At 34.5% G+C, this 15842-nt stretch carries 17 protein-coding genes, 1 pseudogene and 1 riboswitch; of the genes and pseudogenes, 3 read left to right on the plus strand and 15 right to left on the minus strand.

Annotation, left to right across the window (positions count from 1 at the left end):
- Nucleotides 1-18: 18 nt before the first annotated feature.
- The 3 genes from MVE64_RS00545 to norA form a co-directional block, all read right to left on the minus strand.
- Complete coding sequence (locus tag MVE64_RS00545; RefSeq protein WP_247342701.1) at nt 19-444, minus strand: hypothetical protein; 426 nt, start codon at nt 442-444, stop codon at nt 19-21.
- 3 nt (nt 445-447) lie between these two features.
- The gene (locus MVE64_RS00550; RefSeq protein ID WP_247347255.1) at nt 448-651 is read right to left on the minus strand and encodes a helix-turn-helix transcriptional regulator; all 204 of its coding nucleotides are present in this window, start codon (nt 649-651) and stop codon (nt 448-450) included.
- Nucleotides 652-866: 215 nt separating this feature from the next.
- Nucleotides 867-2069: a multidrug efflux MFS transporter NorA gene (norA, locus tag MVE64_RS00555; protein ID WP_247342702.1), complete on the minus strand. Its 1203-nt coding sequence runs from the start codon at nt 2067-2069 to the stop codon at nt 867-869.
- Between the two features lie 112 nt (nt 2070-2181).
- On the opposite strand from norA, the gene MVE64_RS00560 reads away from it, so the two are divergent.
- The gene (locus tag MVE64_RS00560; RefSeq protein WP_247342705.1) at nt 2182-3039 is read left to right on the plus strand and encodes a MerR family transcriptional regulator; all 858 of its coding nucleotides are present in this window, start codon (nt 2182-2184) and stop codon (nt 3037-3039) included.
- Nucleotides 3040-3170: 131 nt separating this feature from the next.
- Here MVE64_RS00560 and MVE64_RS00565 read toward each other — a convergent pair whose 3' ends face one another.
- The 8 genes and pseudogenes from MVE64_RS00565 to MVE64_RS00595 form a co-directional block, all read right to left on the minus strand.
- Complete coding sequence (locus MVE64_RS00565; protein ID WP_247342708.1) at nt 3171-3920, minus strand: amino acid ABC transporter ATP-binding protein; 750 nt, start codon at nt 3918-3920, stop codon at nt 3171-3173.
- Nucleotides 3921-3935: 15 nt separating this feature from the next.
- The gene (locus MVE64_RS00570; RefSeq protein ID WP_281730439.1) at nt 3936-4631 is read right to left on the minus strand and encodes an amino acid ABC transporter permease; all 696 of its coding nucleotides are present in this window, start codon (nt 4629-4631) and stop codon (nt 3936-3938) included.
- Nucleotides 4615-5409 (minus strand): amino acid ABC transporter substrate-binding protein, encoded by a 795-nt coding sequence (locus MVE64_RS00575; RefSeq protein ID WP_247342710.1) that lies wholly within the window; start codon nt 5407-5409, stop codon nt 4615-4617. Before MVE64_RS00575 ends, MVE64_RS00570 begins: the two co-directional genes overlap by 17 nt.
- Before the next feature lie 245 nt (nt 5410-5654).
- A pseudogene (locus tag MVE64_RS00580) lies at nt 5655-6187 on the minus strand (RsiV family protein).
- 188 nt (nt 6188-6375) lie between these two features.
- Nucleotides 6376-7344, minus strand: a complete 969-nt coding sequence (locus MVE64_RS00585; RefSeq protein WP_247342713.1) for a S8 family peptidase — start codon at nt 7342-7344, stop codon at nt 6376-6378.
- Between the two features lie 145 nt (nt 7345-7489).
- Nucleotides 7490-7621: a hypothetical protein gene (locus tag MVE64_RS27270; RefSeq protein ID WP_257536002.1), complete on the minus strand. Its 132-nt coding sequence runs from the start codon at nt 7619-7621 to the stop codon at nt 7490-7492.
- Between the two features lie 478 nt (nt 7622-8099).
- The gene (gene lplA / locus MVE64_RS00590; RefSeq protein ID WP_247342716.1) at nt 8100-9092 is read right to left on the minus strand and encodes a lipoate--protein ligase; all 993 of its coding nucleotides are present in this window, start codon (nt 9090-9092) and stop codon (nt 8100-8102) included.
- 72 nt (nt 9093-9164) lie between these two features.
- Complete coding sequence (locus MVE64_RS00595; protein WP_247342717.1) at nt 9165-9506, minus strand: avidin-fold protein; 342 nt, start codon at nt 9504-9506, stop codon at nt 9165-9167.
- Nucleotides 9507-9612: 106 nt separating this feature from the next.
- A riboswitch (purine riboswitch) is annotated at nt 9613-9712 on the plus strand.
- A 68-nt stretch (nt 9713-9780) separates the two neighbouring features.
- On the opposite strand from MVE64_RS00595, the gene MVE64_RS00600 reads away from it, so the two are divergent.
- Nucleotides 9781-10965 (plus strand): MFS transporter, encoded by a 1185-nt coding sequence (locus MVE64_RS00600; RefSeq protein WP_247342720.1) that lies wholly within the window; start codon nt 9781-9783, stop codon nt 10963-10965.
- A gap of 408 nt (nt 10966-11373) precedes the next feature.
- On the opposite strand, the gene MVE64_RS00605 is transcribed toward MVE64_RS00600, so the two are convergent.
- Together MVE64_RS00605 and MVE64_RS00610 are read right to left on the minus strand one after the other, a co-directional pair.
- Nucleotides 11374-12453, minus strand: a complete 1080-nt coding sequence (locus tag MVE64_RS00605) for a DUF4179 domain-containing protein (protein WP_247342723.1) — start codon at nt 12451-12453, stop codon at nt 11374-11376.
- Nucleotides 12446-12964 carry a sigma-70 family RNA polymerase sigma factor gene (locus MVE64_RS00610; protein WP_247342725.1) on the minus strand — a complete coding sequence of 173 codons (519 nt, stop codon included), beginning with the start codon at nt 12962-12964 and terminating at the stop codon, nt 12446-12448. The genes MVE64_RS00605 and MVE64_RS00610 overlap by 8 nt, the downstream gene beginning before the upstream one ends.
- 480 nt (nt 12965-13444) lie before the next feature.
- On the opposite strand from MVE64_RS00610, the gene MVE64_RS00615 reads away from it, so the two are divergent.
- Nucleotides 13445-14182 carry an FkbM family methyltransferase gene (locus MVE64_RS00615; RefSeq protein ID WP_247342728.1) on the plus strand — a complete coding sequence of 246 codons (738 nt, stop codon included), beginning with the start codon at nt 13445-13447 and terminating at the stop codon, nt 14180-14182.
- Between the two features lie 74 nt (nt 14183-14256).
- Here the strand turns inward: MVE64_RS00615 and MVE64_RS00620 are convergent, their stop codons facing one another.
- Both MVE64_RS00620 and MVE64_RS00625 read right to left on the minus strand, forming a co-directional pair.
- Complete coding sequence (locus tag MVE64_RS00620) at nt 14257-14532, minus strand: hypothetical protein (RefSeq protein ID WP_247342731.1); 276 nt, start codon at nt 14530-14532, stop codon at nt 14257-14259.
- Between the two features lie 333 nt (nt 14533-14865).
- Nucleotides 14866-15837, minus strand: coding sequence for an alpha/beta fold hydrolase (locus tag MVE64_RS00625; RefSeq protein WP_247342734.1), 972 nt, complete (start codon nt 15835-15837; stop codon nt 14866-14868).
- Between the last annotated feature and the right edge of the window lie 5 nt (nt 15838-15842).

Consider the following 15842-nt stretch of genomic DNA (forward strand, 5'->3'; position numbering starts at 1 on the left):
ATTCGTTATTTCTCCCTTCTATTTATGTTTTTTATGCTCAAGCCAAAACAATACATATTGAACAATCGCCATACCTGTTAAAAGAATTACAGGAAAATATGGTATGTGATTAAGGTATGCTGTAAGCGCTATCGCAATAGGGAGAAAAGATGCAAAGAAAATATAAACCTTACGAGTTGCCTTATAAGTGATCCACTGTAGCCCCTCGTCTTCTTCTTTAAACTCCATAGGAATTAAAGAAGGCTTTACCTTATTTTTAGGATTTTTCATATTATTGATGGGGATGGCTGAGATCAGTATTAAAATTGGAATACCTAGTACTAGAGGATCAACTTTTAACCAATTTGGTACATCGTCAGAATAGTGATTACCCAGCATAATAATCCCCAAGCCAAGTACAAGTAAAGCATTAAATATCGGGGACTGAAAAATTCGTTTTAACATGGATCATTCTCCTTCTAAATAGAATATTTCTTCAACAGGGACTTGAAATACTTTTGCCATTTTTAATGCAAGAGTAATAGATGGAGCATAGTCTCCTTTTTCAATTAACCCAATTGTTTGCCTTGATACTTCAATCTTTTCGGCTAATTCCTGTTGAGTTAATCGAAATCTTGCCCGCAATTCGCGCACAGAATTATTTAACATGATTTTACTCAATCTCCTTTTTTATTCTCATTATCATCGTAAAGTATCTATGACAAAATGTAAACTATAGTTGTCTTTTTGTCACAAATCATTAACATTCTCTTTTGTTAAAAAACTTAAGTTTCTCCTTTAAGTAAGTAAAAAAAGTCAATTCGGTCATTTTTCATCATGACCAAATTGACTCTTTTCTTATTATTTTCAATTTTGACGTCTTTTCTTCAATTTGATATATTAGCCACACTAGGCTTAATTTCGTTTGAAGAATTGTTTTCTTGCTTTCTCCAAAACAATGTCATAACTATTCCTATAAATAGAATCACAGTCGCAAAATAGTATGGATAGTTAATATCTATATCAAATAATATTCCCCCTAAAATTGGACCACTAATGTTCGCCAAACTTGTAAACGTGGAGTTCATTCCACCAACGAAACCTTGTTCGTCTCCTGCGATATTTGAAAGGTAGGAAGTAACTGCAGGTCTGAATATATCGAATCCTACAAAAACAATAAACGTTACAAGTAAAATAGAAAAATATGAAGAAACAACTGTCATTAAAAAGACTAGTATTGCCGATAATAGTAAACTATAACGAATCAGTTTAATTTCTCCCCAAACTCGTGTAAGCCGATCAAACAATAAGACTTGTGAAATAGCACCAAAAATGGCCCCACCGGTAATAACAATCGCTATATCAGATGGTGTAAATTGGAACTTATGGTCCACAAATAAACTAAAGAATGATTCAAATGCTGCTAGACCAAATGAGGCGATAAATATCAAAATAAAAGCGAAGAAATATTTTGGCTCAATCATACGACTAAAACCATTCTTCTTCCCTTGTGTTTGTTCATTTGTGTTTATTTCACGTTTTGGCTCAGAAATAAACATAATAGTTAGTATGGCAGCAATTGTACCAAGTGCACCTGCAAAGAAGAATGGTATACGGGTACCAAATTCCGCTAAAAATCCACCGATACCAGGGCCAATAATAAACCCTGTACTAATAGCAGCTGACATATAACCGAGTGCTTTTGGGCGAGTTTCCAAGTTAGTAATATCAGCAATAAAAGCTGTAACACCTGGCATAATGAATGCTGCACTTACTCCACCTAAAATTCGGGAAATAAATAACACTTCTATTTCTTTTCCAAGACCAAATAATATCTCTGACAATCCGAAAATAAATAAGCCAAGTACAATCATGATCTTTCTTCCAAATTTATCTACTGCTTTCCCTGCAAATGGCGAAACGATCAATTGTGCAATTGCAAAAGCAGCTGTTAAATAGCCAACTGTCTTTCCGTTTATCCCTAATTCATTCATCAGTGTAGGTAAAACGGGAATAACAAGACCAATTCCCATAAAGGCTATAAATAAATTTAATAATAATAACCCTAACGTAATTTTATAGTTCTTCATTTCATATTTTCTCCTTCACGATTGACTAAAACCAAACGTACTTACTTGATTTCATCACTGTTTTTATCCTAATCTATATAGTAACTATATAGTCAAGGGTGATGAAGAAAAAGTGAATAAAAAAAATACGAAATATTTAACTACAGGTGAATTCGCAAAGCTTTGCAAAGTTAATAAACAAACACTCTTTTACTACGATCAAATTGGCCTTCTCTCTCCCGTATTTAAAAATGAAAAAGGCTATCGTTTTTATTCAATGAACCAAATTGAATTATTCTTTGTTATTGATTTATTAAAAGAGCTCGGTATGTCACTTAATGATATTCAACAATACACGCAAAATAAATCTCCTGAGGGCTTTTTGACATTAATGTATCAAAAGAGAGAAGAAATTGTGAAAAAACGAAAAGAAATAGAAATGAAGGAAAAACTTATCGAAACAAAAATATCATTAATGGAAGAAGCCTCACAGCTTGACTTTCACCAAATTACACTCGAGCATTTTCCTGAAGCAACACTTTATTTAAGCAGAAAAATTAAAAATACTACGGATGAGGAATTTGTAGAGGTTATTTCAGATTTTATTGATGAATTAAACGAGTTACAGCTTGATACAGGATATCCTATAGGTGTTATAACAAATCGGGAGCAAGTTTTAAAGGGCGAATTCTCAAAGTATAGCTATTTATACATTGAACAACCACAACCTAAGGAAGGATATTCCTATTTCCAGGCTGTAAAGGGTCATTTTCTCGTAGGCTATCATATTGGAGATGAACTAACAATTCATAATACCTATAAAAGGCTTTTTTCAGAAATGGAGCGTTTAGAATTAGCATTGGGAGATTATGTATTTGAAGAGTATATTTATGATACAGTTGTAAAGAATCAAAAGGAACATTACGTTACAAAAATTATGATGCAAGTGGATAAGCGCTTCCCCGTTCCTGAACTGCACACTGACTGTTAAATGAAAAAAGGATAGTAGAGTTCCTCCAACTATCCTTTTATTATATTAGAATGAAAGGCTGTACAAAGTATATTCTCTTTAAACTGGTTAAATTCTCAGTAGTGGACAATCTAGCAAAGATAATCAACTTTTTAAGAAGGATGTAATATTCTTTGCAGAAATCTCTTTGTTCTTTCTTCCTTTGGAGCTTTGAGCACTTCATCTGGTGTTCCTTGCTCAACGATGTAGCCGCCATCCATGAATAAAACTTTATTCGATACTTCACTTGCAAACTGGATCTCATGAGTTACGATGATCATCGTCCAGTTTTCCTTTGCTAAGTCCTTCATAACACTTAACACTTCACCTATTAATTCTGGATCAAGTGCAGATGTTGGCTCATCGAACAGCATAAGTTCAGGCTTAAGTGCTAACGCTCTTGCAATTCCTACCCGTTGTTGTTGACCTCCGGATAATTGATGCGGATAAAAATTCAGCTTATCTTTTAACCCAACCTTTTCTAAAAGAATCTTTGCCTCTTCTATGACCTCAGGTTTTTTTCGTTTTTGAACAATTAATGGACCTTCCATTACATTTTCAAGTGCCGTTTTGTGTGGAAAAAGGTTGTATGATTGAAAGACCATTCCAGATTTTCGACTAAGCTTGACCAAATCTTTTTTATCTAATCTTTGTCCAAAATCGAGTGTTAGACCATCATCAAAAGTATATTTCCCTTTATCAGGTAGCTCGAGTCCATTAAAACATCGAAGTAATGTTGTTTTACCAGATCCAGAAGGTCCAATAATGGATACCACTTCTCCCTTTTGCACATCAACATCCACATTTTTTAATACATGGTTTTCATCAAAAGATTTTGCCAAACCTTTTATCGATAAATACATGGCTCTCCCTCCTTTCTATCTAGCAACATATCGATCCAAGCGTTTTTCGATCACCACTTGAACTAAAGATAATACAAAACAGATTACCCAATAGATAAGGGCAGCTTCTACATATAAAAGTAGAAAGTCATACGTTCTAGCAGCAATTTCTTGTGCTTTTCTAAATAATTCTGCCACTAATACTAGTGATGCTAAAGAAGTATCCTTTACTAAACTTATGAATGAATTTGATAATGGTGGAACTGAAACTCTTGCTGCCTGTGGAAGAATAATTCTCCTTAGTGCTGTCCATCTTGACATACCAATTGTGTGGGCAGCCTCCCATTGTCCTTTTGGGATTGAAAGAATAGACGCACGAATAATTTCGGAACCATATGCACCAACGTTTAAAATAAATGCAATAACAGCACTTATAAAAGGATCAAGATTTACTCCAATGTTTGGTAGTCCATAAAATATGATAAATAATTGCACGAGTAAGGGTGTGCCTCTAATAGCTGACACAAAGATAATCGACGGAAGTTGTATAACACGCGATTTTGATAAGCGCATCATGGCTAAAACCAAGGCTAGTATTAAACCACCGACAAAAGAAATTAATGTAAGTGGTATTGTGTACTTTATAGCACCAGAAAGCATAGGGAGAAGAGAGTTTATGAATAACTCCCATCCTCCCATTTCTGCTGTTATGGTATTATTTTGTAGAAACATCTTCACCAAACCATTCTTGTGAAATTTTCGTTAATGTTCCGTCTTCTTTCATTGCAGCAAGCTGTTCATTAACTGCCTCAACTAATTCTTCGTTTCCTTTATTAAATGTAAAAGCCATCTCGGACACATCATCTGATTCAGCAACAATTTTTACATCTTTATCATTTTGATTTTTCATATAATCAAGTACGGCCAACTTATCATTTACTGTTACATCGGCTCTTCCTTGCTTAATTAGTTGGATAGATTGGGCAAGACCTTCTACCCCAACAAGCTCTGCTCCATTTTCTTCAGCAATCGCTCCATAGTTACTTGTTAATGATTGAGCAGATTTTTTCCCTTTTAAATCTTCAAATGAAGTAATATCAGTAGTTTCAGTAGGTGTAACAATAACAGAAGATGAATATGTGTATGGTGTTGAAAAATCATAGTTTGCTAAACGATCTTCATTAATTCCCACTTGGTTCGCAATTAGATCAAAACGTTTTGAATTTAATCCGGCAAACATAGAATCCCACTGTGTTTCCATAAATTCAACTTCTGCTCCCATACGTTTTGCAACTTCTTTTATTACTTCAACATCATATCCAGTTAGTTCTCCTTCTTCATTATGGAAAGTAAATGGCGCATATGTACCTTCTGTTCCAACAGTTAGTTTTTCTATTTTCGCGTTATCTTGTTCTGTTGCATTTTCATTGCTTTCGTCTTGATTTGTTCCACAAGCGGCAACCACCAAAACGAATAGTAACATCATTAAACTTAGTGCTAGTTTCTTCAAAAGGAAACCCTCCTAATCATCTATTTTTCTGTTCAATTGCTGTTTAACTAATATTCTTTCCATTAATTCATCCTACCAACATTTAAAGAGAAATTATTTCTTGCCCTGAATAATTATTTACAATGCCACACCATTATGCTCAAATCAACTAATAAGAATCGTATTTCCTTAAGTTTAAATATTTTGATTTTTCAGGGGGACAGGTTCGTTGTCCCATTGGGACACGGAACCTGTCCCCCTGTCTTTCATTCGTTCACAGCCATGCGACCAAGTGGCCCGCTTTCATCGATTAGATCTTGGATGTCATATACCGAAATAGGAAACATTGGAAAGCCGTAAACATATGGAGTGATTTCATATAATTGAAAATAAATGACTAGAGCTTTATCAGCTATATAAAAGTCTTGGTTAGGTTGGATTGAAGTGAAACCGTTAAGCAGAGGAAGATCGCGTTGTTTGATTTGTAGGTTGATGATGTCTGAGAGCCTTTTAACATAATCTACTCCTGGTTTGAATAAGTCTTTAAGCTCGCACTTTTTCCCTTTCTTCAGATCAAAGGTTAATGATTTTAAATAGGTCATACCGTGGCTGCGTGGAAGTGATACGTATAATTAGAAAGTGATAAACTCAAAACTTGTCGTTGATTATTCTTTATTTCATAGTAACCTAGCATTTCTTCTACTGTTGTTGGCATATTCCCAACCTGCTTGTTAATAAGTTGTTGAACTTCAACAACAATATTGTGATTAATTTGCCTTTGTAGTTGTTGATTTGTCATATTGGACACTTTTGGATAATAAATGGTTTGTTTCGGCTCTGTACTGACTGTTAACGTTTTAATTCCAACAGGTACGTAAGTGGCATCTGGTTATCCATCCTCTTTTTTCCTTCATTGTATGCATAGCACCTAGAAGATGTTAGGGGACAGGTCCGGTGTCCCATTGGGACACGGAACCTGTCCCTTTTTTACTCAGTAATTGCTGTTTGGAAGGTTTTGATTTCCGAACCAAAATCTAATGTTAAATTCAACATTCCATTTCCTTGGTATCGGCGACTATAGTTTAAGGAGTGTGTTCTTTTTATTAGTTGGGCGTATATTTCAGCCTCAGTTAGAGGACGGTCAAACTCTTTTTCACATTGCTCAATAATAAGCGCTACAGCTCCTGATACATGTGGGGTTGCCATTGAAGTTCCAGATAAGACGGCAAATTCGTTATTAAGATAGGTTGATAGAATTTCTTCACCGGGGGCAACAAGATCAATCGCTCTATTCGTATTACTAAAATCTGAAATTTCCTTTTGTAAATTTACCGAACCAACTTGTACAACTTCAGGATAGGCTCCTGGGTAGGCAAACTCATCTGTTTCATACCTTCCATCCCCTTCATTTCCAGCAGCGCAGACGATTAGAATTTCTTGGTTAATTGCCTCCTGAACTGCTTTATAAAGATCCTGATCATCCTCTCTCCCACCTAATGACATGCTGATGACTCTTACACGCTCTCCATTAGGTCCACGCCATTTTGTCGCATAACGAATGCCTTCTGTCACCCATTTTGTTTCTCCATAACCTTGACCCGAGAGCACCTTCAATACTAGGAGCTTTGCTTTTGGTGCTACACCAACAACACCCCTATCATTTTCTTCAGCACAAATTGTTCCACACACATGGGTACCATGTCCATTATAATCTTTTATGTTTTTCGGGTCTCCCCCATCATCTGTTGTAAAATTATAACCATCAATAATTTGATTTTGAAGCTCGAAATGACTGGAATCACATCCTGTATCAAGAACAGCGATTACATTTCCATGACCAAAATAACCTTGCTCCCAAGCAGTAGGAGCACCGACTAATTCAATACCAGGTGGAATAATTTTTGTATCTTTTAATACAGTTTGTATGGTGAAAGGAATTAATCCAACTTTACTCATTGTGATTCCTCCTTTATATTAAGGTGACATCATTCCATACTTCCTTATATTCCTAAGGAAACATCTGTTTCTATTTATTTTTTCCGTACCTTTTGTTATGATTTGTATTATAATTTAGTTGTAAGCAGTGTTTTTGACGTCTTCCTTATAGGAGGCGTCTTTTCTTTTTCGATTTCTTTTTTAAGTCATTTAAATTTTTTAACCCTAGTGTGATGGAAGAGAAAAGTGTGGCAGCAGCAACTAACAATTTGAGAAGCAGCTCTAACCACTCCAACACGATTACCACCTCCTTTTTACAAAAATAGGCCTACACAGTTACAAGTTGACTGGTAAGGCTGGTTTTTCAAAACGGAAGAAATTCCCCCTTGGAAAATTAGGATAAATATGGAATGTATGTCAATTGTAATTGTATCATGACCAAGCTTATCGAGCATTAATATTATGAATTTTCATACAATTATACTGTATACTAGACAGGCCCTCCCTTACTTAGTACCTACAATTTTTATAAAGTGATGAGGAAATATAACGAGTTCCCTTTATTATTGATAAACTTTGAACTTACACTATTAAAATACAAAGGATGTAACATAGATTAACAATGTTCGAATTTATGATCTCGACCTTTAATTTACATTTAAGTGAAATGTAAACCCTTCATAACAACAAAAAACCACCAAAACGATGTTCATTTTGATGGTCAATTCGTATATGATTTTTAACGCGTCCAATTGGTACTAGAGCATTTTATCATTTTAATAAAATAAACTAACCAAATCCGCTTTCTCGATATTTCCAAAGTATTTTTTCACATCGATATTTTCAATTACTTTTTCAATTGCTTCTTTTTCATAACGGGCACCAATTAGAGCATTTTCTACTTCTTCAACATCACCTGCGCCGAAAAAGTCTCCATAGATTTTACAATTTTTCACGATGCCCTTTTGTACTTCAAGTCGTAAATCAATTTGACCGACTGGAAATCTGTGTGAGTGCTGGTAGTTAAATTTCGGTGATTTCCCATAATTCCAATCCCAGTTTTGATAACGTTCTTTTGATATTTCGTTTATCTTTTTCCAGTCATCTTCATTGAGATCATAGGTTGGAATCGAATTCGTTCCGTCAAATATATAGCGTAGCAAAAGCTCTCTAAATTGTTCAATTGTAATCTGTTTCTCTAGGTATTCACTAATATTAGCAACACGACTTCTAATTGATTTGATGCCTTTTGATTCAATTTTATCTTTTCTCACTTTTAATGCAGCAACAACGCTATCAATCTCTGAATCAAATAACAAAGTACCGTGAGAAAACATTCTTCCTTTTGTTGAAAATTGAGCGTTTCCAGAAATCTTGCGACCATCACTAGCAATGATATCGTTTCTTCCGCTCAATTCTGCTTTGACTCCAAGTTTTTCAAGTGCTTGTACAACAGGCTCAGTGAACTTTTTGAAGTTATGAAAACTGTCTCCATCATCCTTTGTTATAAAACTAAAATTCAGATTCCCTTCGTCATGATAAACGGCCCCACCACCTGATAGCCTTCTAACAACATGAATATTGTTATCCTCAACATAAGAAGTATTAATTTCTTCAATTGTATTTTGGTTTTTCCCGATAATAATCGATGGTTCATTTATGTAAAACAATAAGTACGTTTCATTTGGATCTAAATGTTTTACTGCGTACTCCTCAATGGCTAAATTAATCCGTGGATCTGTTATTCCTTTATTATCAATAAAAAGCATGATATTTCCTCCCTTGCTTCATTTCCTACTAGTATCGTATATTTTCATACTGTGACGCAACTTTTGAAACGATCACACAACCTCTTCAATAATAGATTCTCCCTCACTTTGATCTGCATCGGTCCATTTCCACTTCTCGTGTAACCTAATTCTTCCATCAGCCAATAGTTCTGGAGTTGACTTACACATACCGCCTCTGATTTCATTATTTACATTAACATGGTTATATCTAAATTCTAAACTTCCGTCTTCATTTACGATCCCAATAAGTGTCCCCTTTATAATTTCTCCACCTTTATAAGAGGCTGATACAATATTTCCTTCTTGTTTATAGTGAAAAAATGTATCTAAAGACACTTCACCATTTGAAGTATTATTAACGGAAACAAATTTTCTATTAATATAATTTATCAAAATTCCCCACTCCTTTTCTATTAAGATTATACTAGCACATCTAAACTGTCGTGTTTTTAACACTTGAAATATAAAAGAAAATCTAGTAAACTCATCAAAGTGGTTTAAGAGCTAAATTTAATATGACTGTATAACCTCAAGAATATGGCTTGAGGGTCTCTACCAGGAACCTTAAAATCCTGATTACAGAAAAATGAATTTTTTCGTTTTCTGTAATCAGGATTTTTTTATTTTTCTGAACTTTTATTAAATTAGGAAAGGACGTGAATAAACGATGAATTTCAGAGTGTTTATCCTTGCTTTATCAACGATTGCGGTAGGTTTAGTTGAATTAATTGTAGGTGGAATACTGCCAACGATCGCAAACGATTTTAACATTTCGTTAAGTAGTGCCGGACAGCTTATCACTGTTTTTGCCCTCATTTATGCTGTATCCGGTCCTGTTTTACTTGTGATAACGAGTAAAATGGAGCGAAAAAAACTCTATCTCTTATCGTTATTAGTTTTCTTTATAGGTAATATTATGACCTATTTTAGTTATAGTTTTACGTTTATGATGGTCGCTAGGGTTTTAACGGCTATGAGTACAGCGCTTATTGTTGTGCTTTCCTTAACGATTGCGGCTAAAATTGTTGCACCAACACATCGAGCAAAAGCTTTAGGATTGATTTATATGGGAATTAGTTCATCACTTGTCATGGGCGTGCCACTTGGAATTATGATATCCAACACATTTGGCTGGCGTTTTATTTTTCTAGCTATTGCTGTTTTATCAATTGGATCGATCCTTCTTATTTCACTCTTTCTAGAGCGTATTCCTGGTGAAAACAGCATCCCATTAGCACAGCAATTAAAAGCAGTAGCCAGCATGAAGATCGGGAGTGCACATCTTGCTACCATGTTTATGCTAGCAGGACACTATACTCTTTACGCGTATTTCACACCATTTTTAGAAACAGAGCTTCATTTAAATTATGCTTGGATTAGCATTTGCTATTTATTATTTGGAATTGCAGCTGTAAGTGGTGGAGCATTCGGAGGTATTCTTTCGGATTCAATTGGAGCTAGCAAAAGCATCATCGTTGTAATTAGTTCATTTGCCATTATCTTATTTGTATTACCTTTAACTACTTTTTCACTTGTCCTTTTCATACCAGTTATGATGATTTGGGCAGCATTAAGCTGGAGCTTGGCACCGCCGCAACAAAGCTATTTGATTCAGACTGATCCTGCCACATCTGATATACAGCAAAGCTTTAATAACTCTGCCTTACAAGTCGGTATTTCACTTGGCTCAGCATTTGGCGGAGGGGTTTTAAGTTATTCTGGTACTGTTGCTCATACTGCATGGTTTGGAGCTGGTATCGTGTTAATTTCCTTACTTTGTGCGGTTTTTTCTTTAACAAGAAATTCGGTAAACAGAGAACAATCTCTTGGTTTTTCACCCGCTCAAAAGTAAGTCTATAATCAGCAAGGGTGCATGATTCTCTTCGAATGAGTGCACCTGCTGGTTTGATATAGATAAACAATGGAACCTATGATTTCTTCCTCTGAAATGATGAGTTTTGCCTTCCCGATCAAGACGCTAAAAAGAGTTTTTCAAAACAGAGCATGGAAACATTGTGTATCATGCATCGAATGAGGAATGTGTTATTTATATTCGTAGAGATCCTATGATGAGAGTGAGACGGAAAAACATATAATTACATATTAGATTTAAATAAATTAGAATGATACTTTTCTAATTACACATCTATTGATTAGGGTAGTTTAGAATATGAAATCCATTATTCTATAAACCATTTTCCTTAGCTACACTAAAAAAAGCGTTAATCCTCTGAATCAACGCTTATCTACTAGTTTTTGTTTATTTATTTAAAGAAACTTTCAAATCCTCTCCAACCTCCAGCACCACATTTGACCGATCTTCAACTGGTGCAAAGATCATGTAAAAGGTACCAAGTTCACTGTCTACCTCTCCCTTACTGAAGTTCGGATCAATTCTTTCACCAGATGCACGCAAGAAAACACCTGATTTTCCTTCAGCAACCGTATAGCCAGAGCCCCGATTGATTTGTCTTGCATTTAAAAATTGAAGCTCAAGTTTACTCTTGGTTTGATATTTATCACCAAATTCATCTACATAAATCATGTCAGTTCCTGTTATAACTAATCTTGTTTCTAGTTCAGAATATTCAACTTGCTGAATTGTATATGTTTCATTTTCATACATGAATTCTTTGTTTAGGACCAACGTTTCAACATCTGATATATATGATTTATCAAGTGTGAAGGCGACTGGCCATACTGTTTCCATCTTTTCCGTCTTTTGAGAAGACCAGATTGTGATGTTTTCTATTTCTAATTGAATCGCTTGACCTTCATATTCTTTGATGGAATCAAATGATAAGGCAGTGCTCACTTTGTTCTCTTTTTTATCATAATGTCTGCTTCCCCAACCGATATGATCTAGTTCCTTTCTTTCTCCATCATCTGTGACAACATACATTTTACTGAAGCCTTCAAAAAGATCAATTGCATAGTTTTTTAAATTTGTTGTTTCACTTTCAAATGTCACTAATAGCTTTGTTTCTTTGTTATCTGTGATCACATTTTCAAAATGAACAGTGATATCATGTTTCTTATCATAGTATGTTTGAGTAATAGCTTGGCCGTGTCCATCTTTTAGTACAGCTTTTAACCCTGGATCATCGATTTTTTCACTTTCAAAAATTTTATCATAAGCCTCTTTAACGGCTGCTCCTACTGGTGTAAATGATAATCCCACTATCCCTATTAAAATTGCTGATGCAGCTAGTGAACTCTTTAAGATGTGATGATTTCTTCCTGTTTGCTCTTGCTTTACTTGTTTTACACCAAGCTTAGTCCGTTCATGTAGGTCTTTAGGAATCTTTATTTTTTTGATCTCATGCTTGATATTACTCATAAAAGTCAGCCTCCTTGAATTCTTTACGAAGTTTTGCAAGCGCACGATATAACACAGATTTCACCGAACCTAATGGCATGTCTACGAGCTCTGCAATTTCTTTAAACGAATATCCTTCATAAAACTTAAGCAAAACAATACTTCTTTCATGCTCGTTCAGCTGCTCTAGTAATTCCTGCAATGTGATCGAAAGCGGAACATCTTCTTCCTCTAACCCAATTTTGTCTTGATACTCAGGTTTCAAGTGAACTACTTTTTTATTTTTACGCATTAAATCTAACGAACAAGTTATGGCAATTCGTATTAGCCACGTTTTAAAGTACTCTGGATTTTTCAAGGTGTTGATTTTTTTGAATGATCGATAAGCTACTTCCTGTACAACATCCAAAGCATCACTCTCATTTTTTACATATACATAAGCCATTCGGTATATATCTTCTTCATATTTCTGAAAAAGCTTTAAAAACGCTTTATCATTACCCTTTTGAGCCTTATGAACCAACCTAATCATCAGGATTCAGCCTCTTTCCTTTTATTTCGTATACCTATTAGACACATTAAAATGTGATTTGGCTTAATATTTTTTAAAAATATTTTTAGATTAATAATAATCCTTTTTAAACTATAAACCTTCTTCATTATGCACTATTGAAATAATGAATGAAGAGATAAATATCATACCTTTTCAAATTTGTTTAATTAAAACATAAAGTCACATAAAACGTTTCTTTTCTACTTAATCTTAATAATCTTTAAAGTCTAATTTACAATACATTAAAAATTATTTTATATGATTAAGTGAATAGCAGATAAGATCAATTTAGGGAGGATCATTTTGTGGAATTGATGCCAAAGCCATTATTTATGAAGTTCTTAGATAGATACCCAAAAACGTGGAAATATTTAATCAATGTTGGACTTTTTCTCAAATACAAAACCATTAATCGAGATCGAATCCCCAATAAAATTTCTTTAAAGCCCGGAAAATTCGTTGTATATTAATTCTGCTGAAAATAGAGGACGAGCGTTATTATTAAAAAATGGTGAAACCCAAACAAGATTAACGAAATTTTGGAAAGAAGCTGTTGTGAATTTCAAACCAACCATTGTGTTAGATGTTGGAGTTAATTACGGAGAGTGTATTTTCTCAACGAATTATGATACAGAAGTGCAAATATTTGGATTTGAAGCAAACGAGAGTTTAATTCCCTATATTGAACGTTCCAGAGATGAGCATAAAAACAAGGAGCAAATAAAGATCATTCATGCCCTTGCTTCAAATCAAACAAAACCAAAGCAATCCTTTTATGTTAATTCAATGTGGTCAGGAACATCTTCAGGTGTAACAACGAAAATGCATAAAGCAATTGAAAGACAAACGATCGATTCAATAAAGGTTGATTCTCTCTTCACTGACCAAGAACTGCTTCAGAAACGTGTATTGTTTAAAGTAGATGTTGAAGGGTTTGAAGCATTTGTTTTATATGGCATGGAACGCCTTATACAAGAAAGCAAATCCTGTCTTGGATTTATCGAATTTGATAGCCACTATATTCGAAAGTCAGGCACAGATATAGAGGAATTTTTATTATTTTTAGAGAAGCATTTTGAGATTTTTTACTATACAAGTGAAGATCAGTTGATAAAGATGGATCGTGCTTTAATGGAAAATTTTAAGGATATGTTGGGTACGAAAGAGTATCATACAGATTTGGTATTAATGAGGTAAGATATGAAAGAGATTTAAACACCCAAAGACAAGTTAAATCCTTGTGTTTGGGTGTTTTCTTTTGTTGTTGCCTCCTACCCAAAATAGATCCATAATCCTAACAAACCAATGGCAAGAAACAGAATGCCAATTAGTATTAATAACAACTTGGTTAAGATAAAGGACTTGTTTAAGAGTTTATGAAGGAGCTTGATGTCCCATAGTACCCAAGAGTAAAACTTGTCTTGGTTAATCCAATCATCTTTCTGCCACTCTTTTCTATGGGTTTCCGGTTTGTAATGAAAGATTGCTGAAATGATGATAAAAATGCCAGCTAATGAAAAAAGTATTCCAATAAATAGATTTATCATATCATTGGATTCCCCAATTCTATTTACTAAAATAGATTAATTTCTTGCTTTGTAGTTACATTTTTCACAAGAAATATTATAAACTTCTTTTAATATATCCTCTAAATGGCCAAAAAATAGACCAGCTTTTAGTGTTTGACTAAGTTTATCTGCGATTCTGGCATTATATCTTAGATTTCTGGCGTTTTATCTTCGATTCCTGAAGCGATTATCGAGTTTTATCTTCGTTTTTCCGAAGTTTATCTCCGATTCTACAAAATTCTACAATTTTTCAATCGACTTATAAGGTTACTTTTTTCTGACCTAAATCTATAATAGGCACCAGGCACAACCTCATTTAGTCATTAATAATTCCAATTCTTCCATTGCTTTTATCACTTCTTCTGGGTGGTTTTCTGGAATCATATGAGCAACATTGGGTAACGTAATAAGTTTAGAATTGGGTAAATCAGCTTCTAACCGTTTGCCCATTTCTAGTGTGCCAAACGGGTCGTTCTCGCCAACTAGTATGATCGTGGGGCTTTCAATTTTAGGGTAATGTCTACTTACGATTTTAGACGTTTCAGGAAAGGCTAAAATATCTTCTCTGTTTGCTTTAAATTGATTTGGTCTTCCCCATAATGCTAAAAGTTTTTCTTGATAGCCTTCTGGTATTTTTTCAGGAGCAAATGTGCTTTCAGTTGTTGTTTTCCCCATTGTAGTGCCAAGTGGTGTAGCCAATAAAGTATTCATGATTAAATCACCAATCACTGGGGTTGTAATAACTTTTGATAACGGATCTCCATTTTCTGCTGGATATCCCTCTTTATACATGGCGCCTCCCAAGGTAATTAAACCTGAGACATGCTCTGGAAATTGAAGGGCATATGACATGGTCATCGTTCCACTCCATGAATGACCAACTAAAATAATTGGTTCTTGTATTTTTAATTTCTTTAGTGCTTGATGAATAAGTTTTGCTTGAGTAATAGGGGTTACTTCTTTTCCTTCAGGTCTTTCGCTATGTCCATAACCTGGTCGATCAAATGCAATAGCATGGTACCCTTTAGTTGCTGCAAGTTCAATTACTTCCGAAAAATCCTCGCTAGATAAAACACCTCCATGCAAAAAAACGATGGGTTTACCAGTTCCTTTGCTTATATAGTGGAGTTTTAAGCCATCTACTTCTACAAAATCCCCCTGTGGTGGATACTTGCTTTCCATCCTATGAAACTGGATTTGGTTGTATAAAAATAAAGTCATAACTAACAAAAAGAAACTTCCCAATATTAATAAAACCATTTTTTTCCTTCCCTTCTTATTCAACGGTT

This window comes from Metabacillus endolithicus (assembly GCF_023078335.1).
GTDB lineage: Bacteria > Bacillota > Bacilli > Bacillales > Bacillaceae > Metabacillus > Metabacillus endolithicus.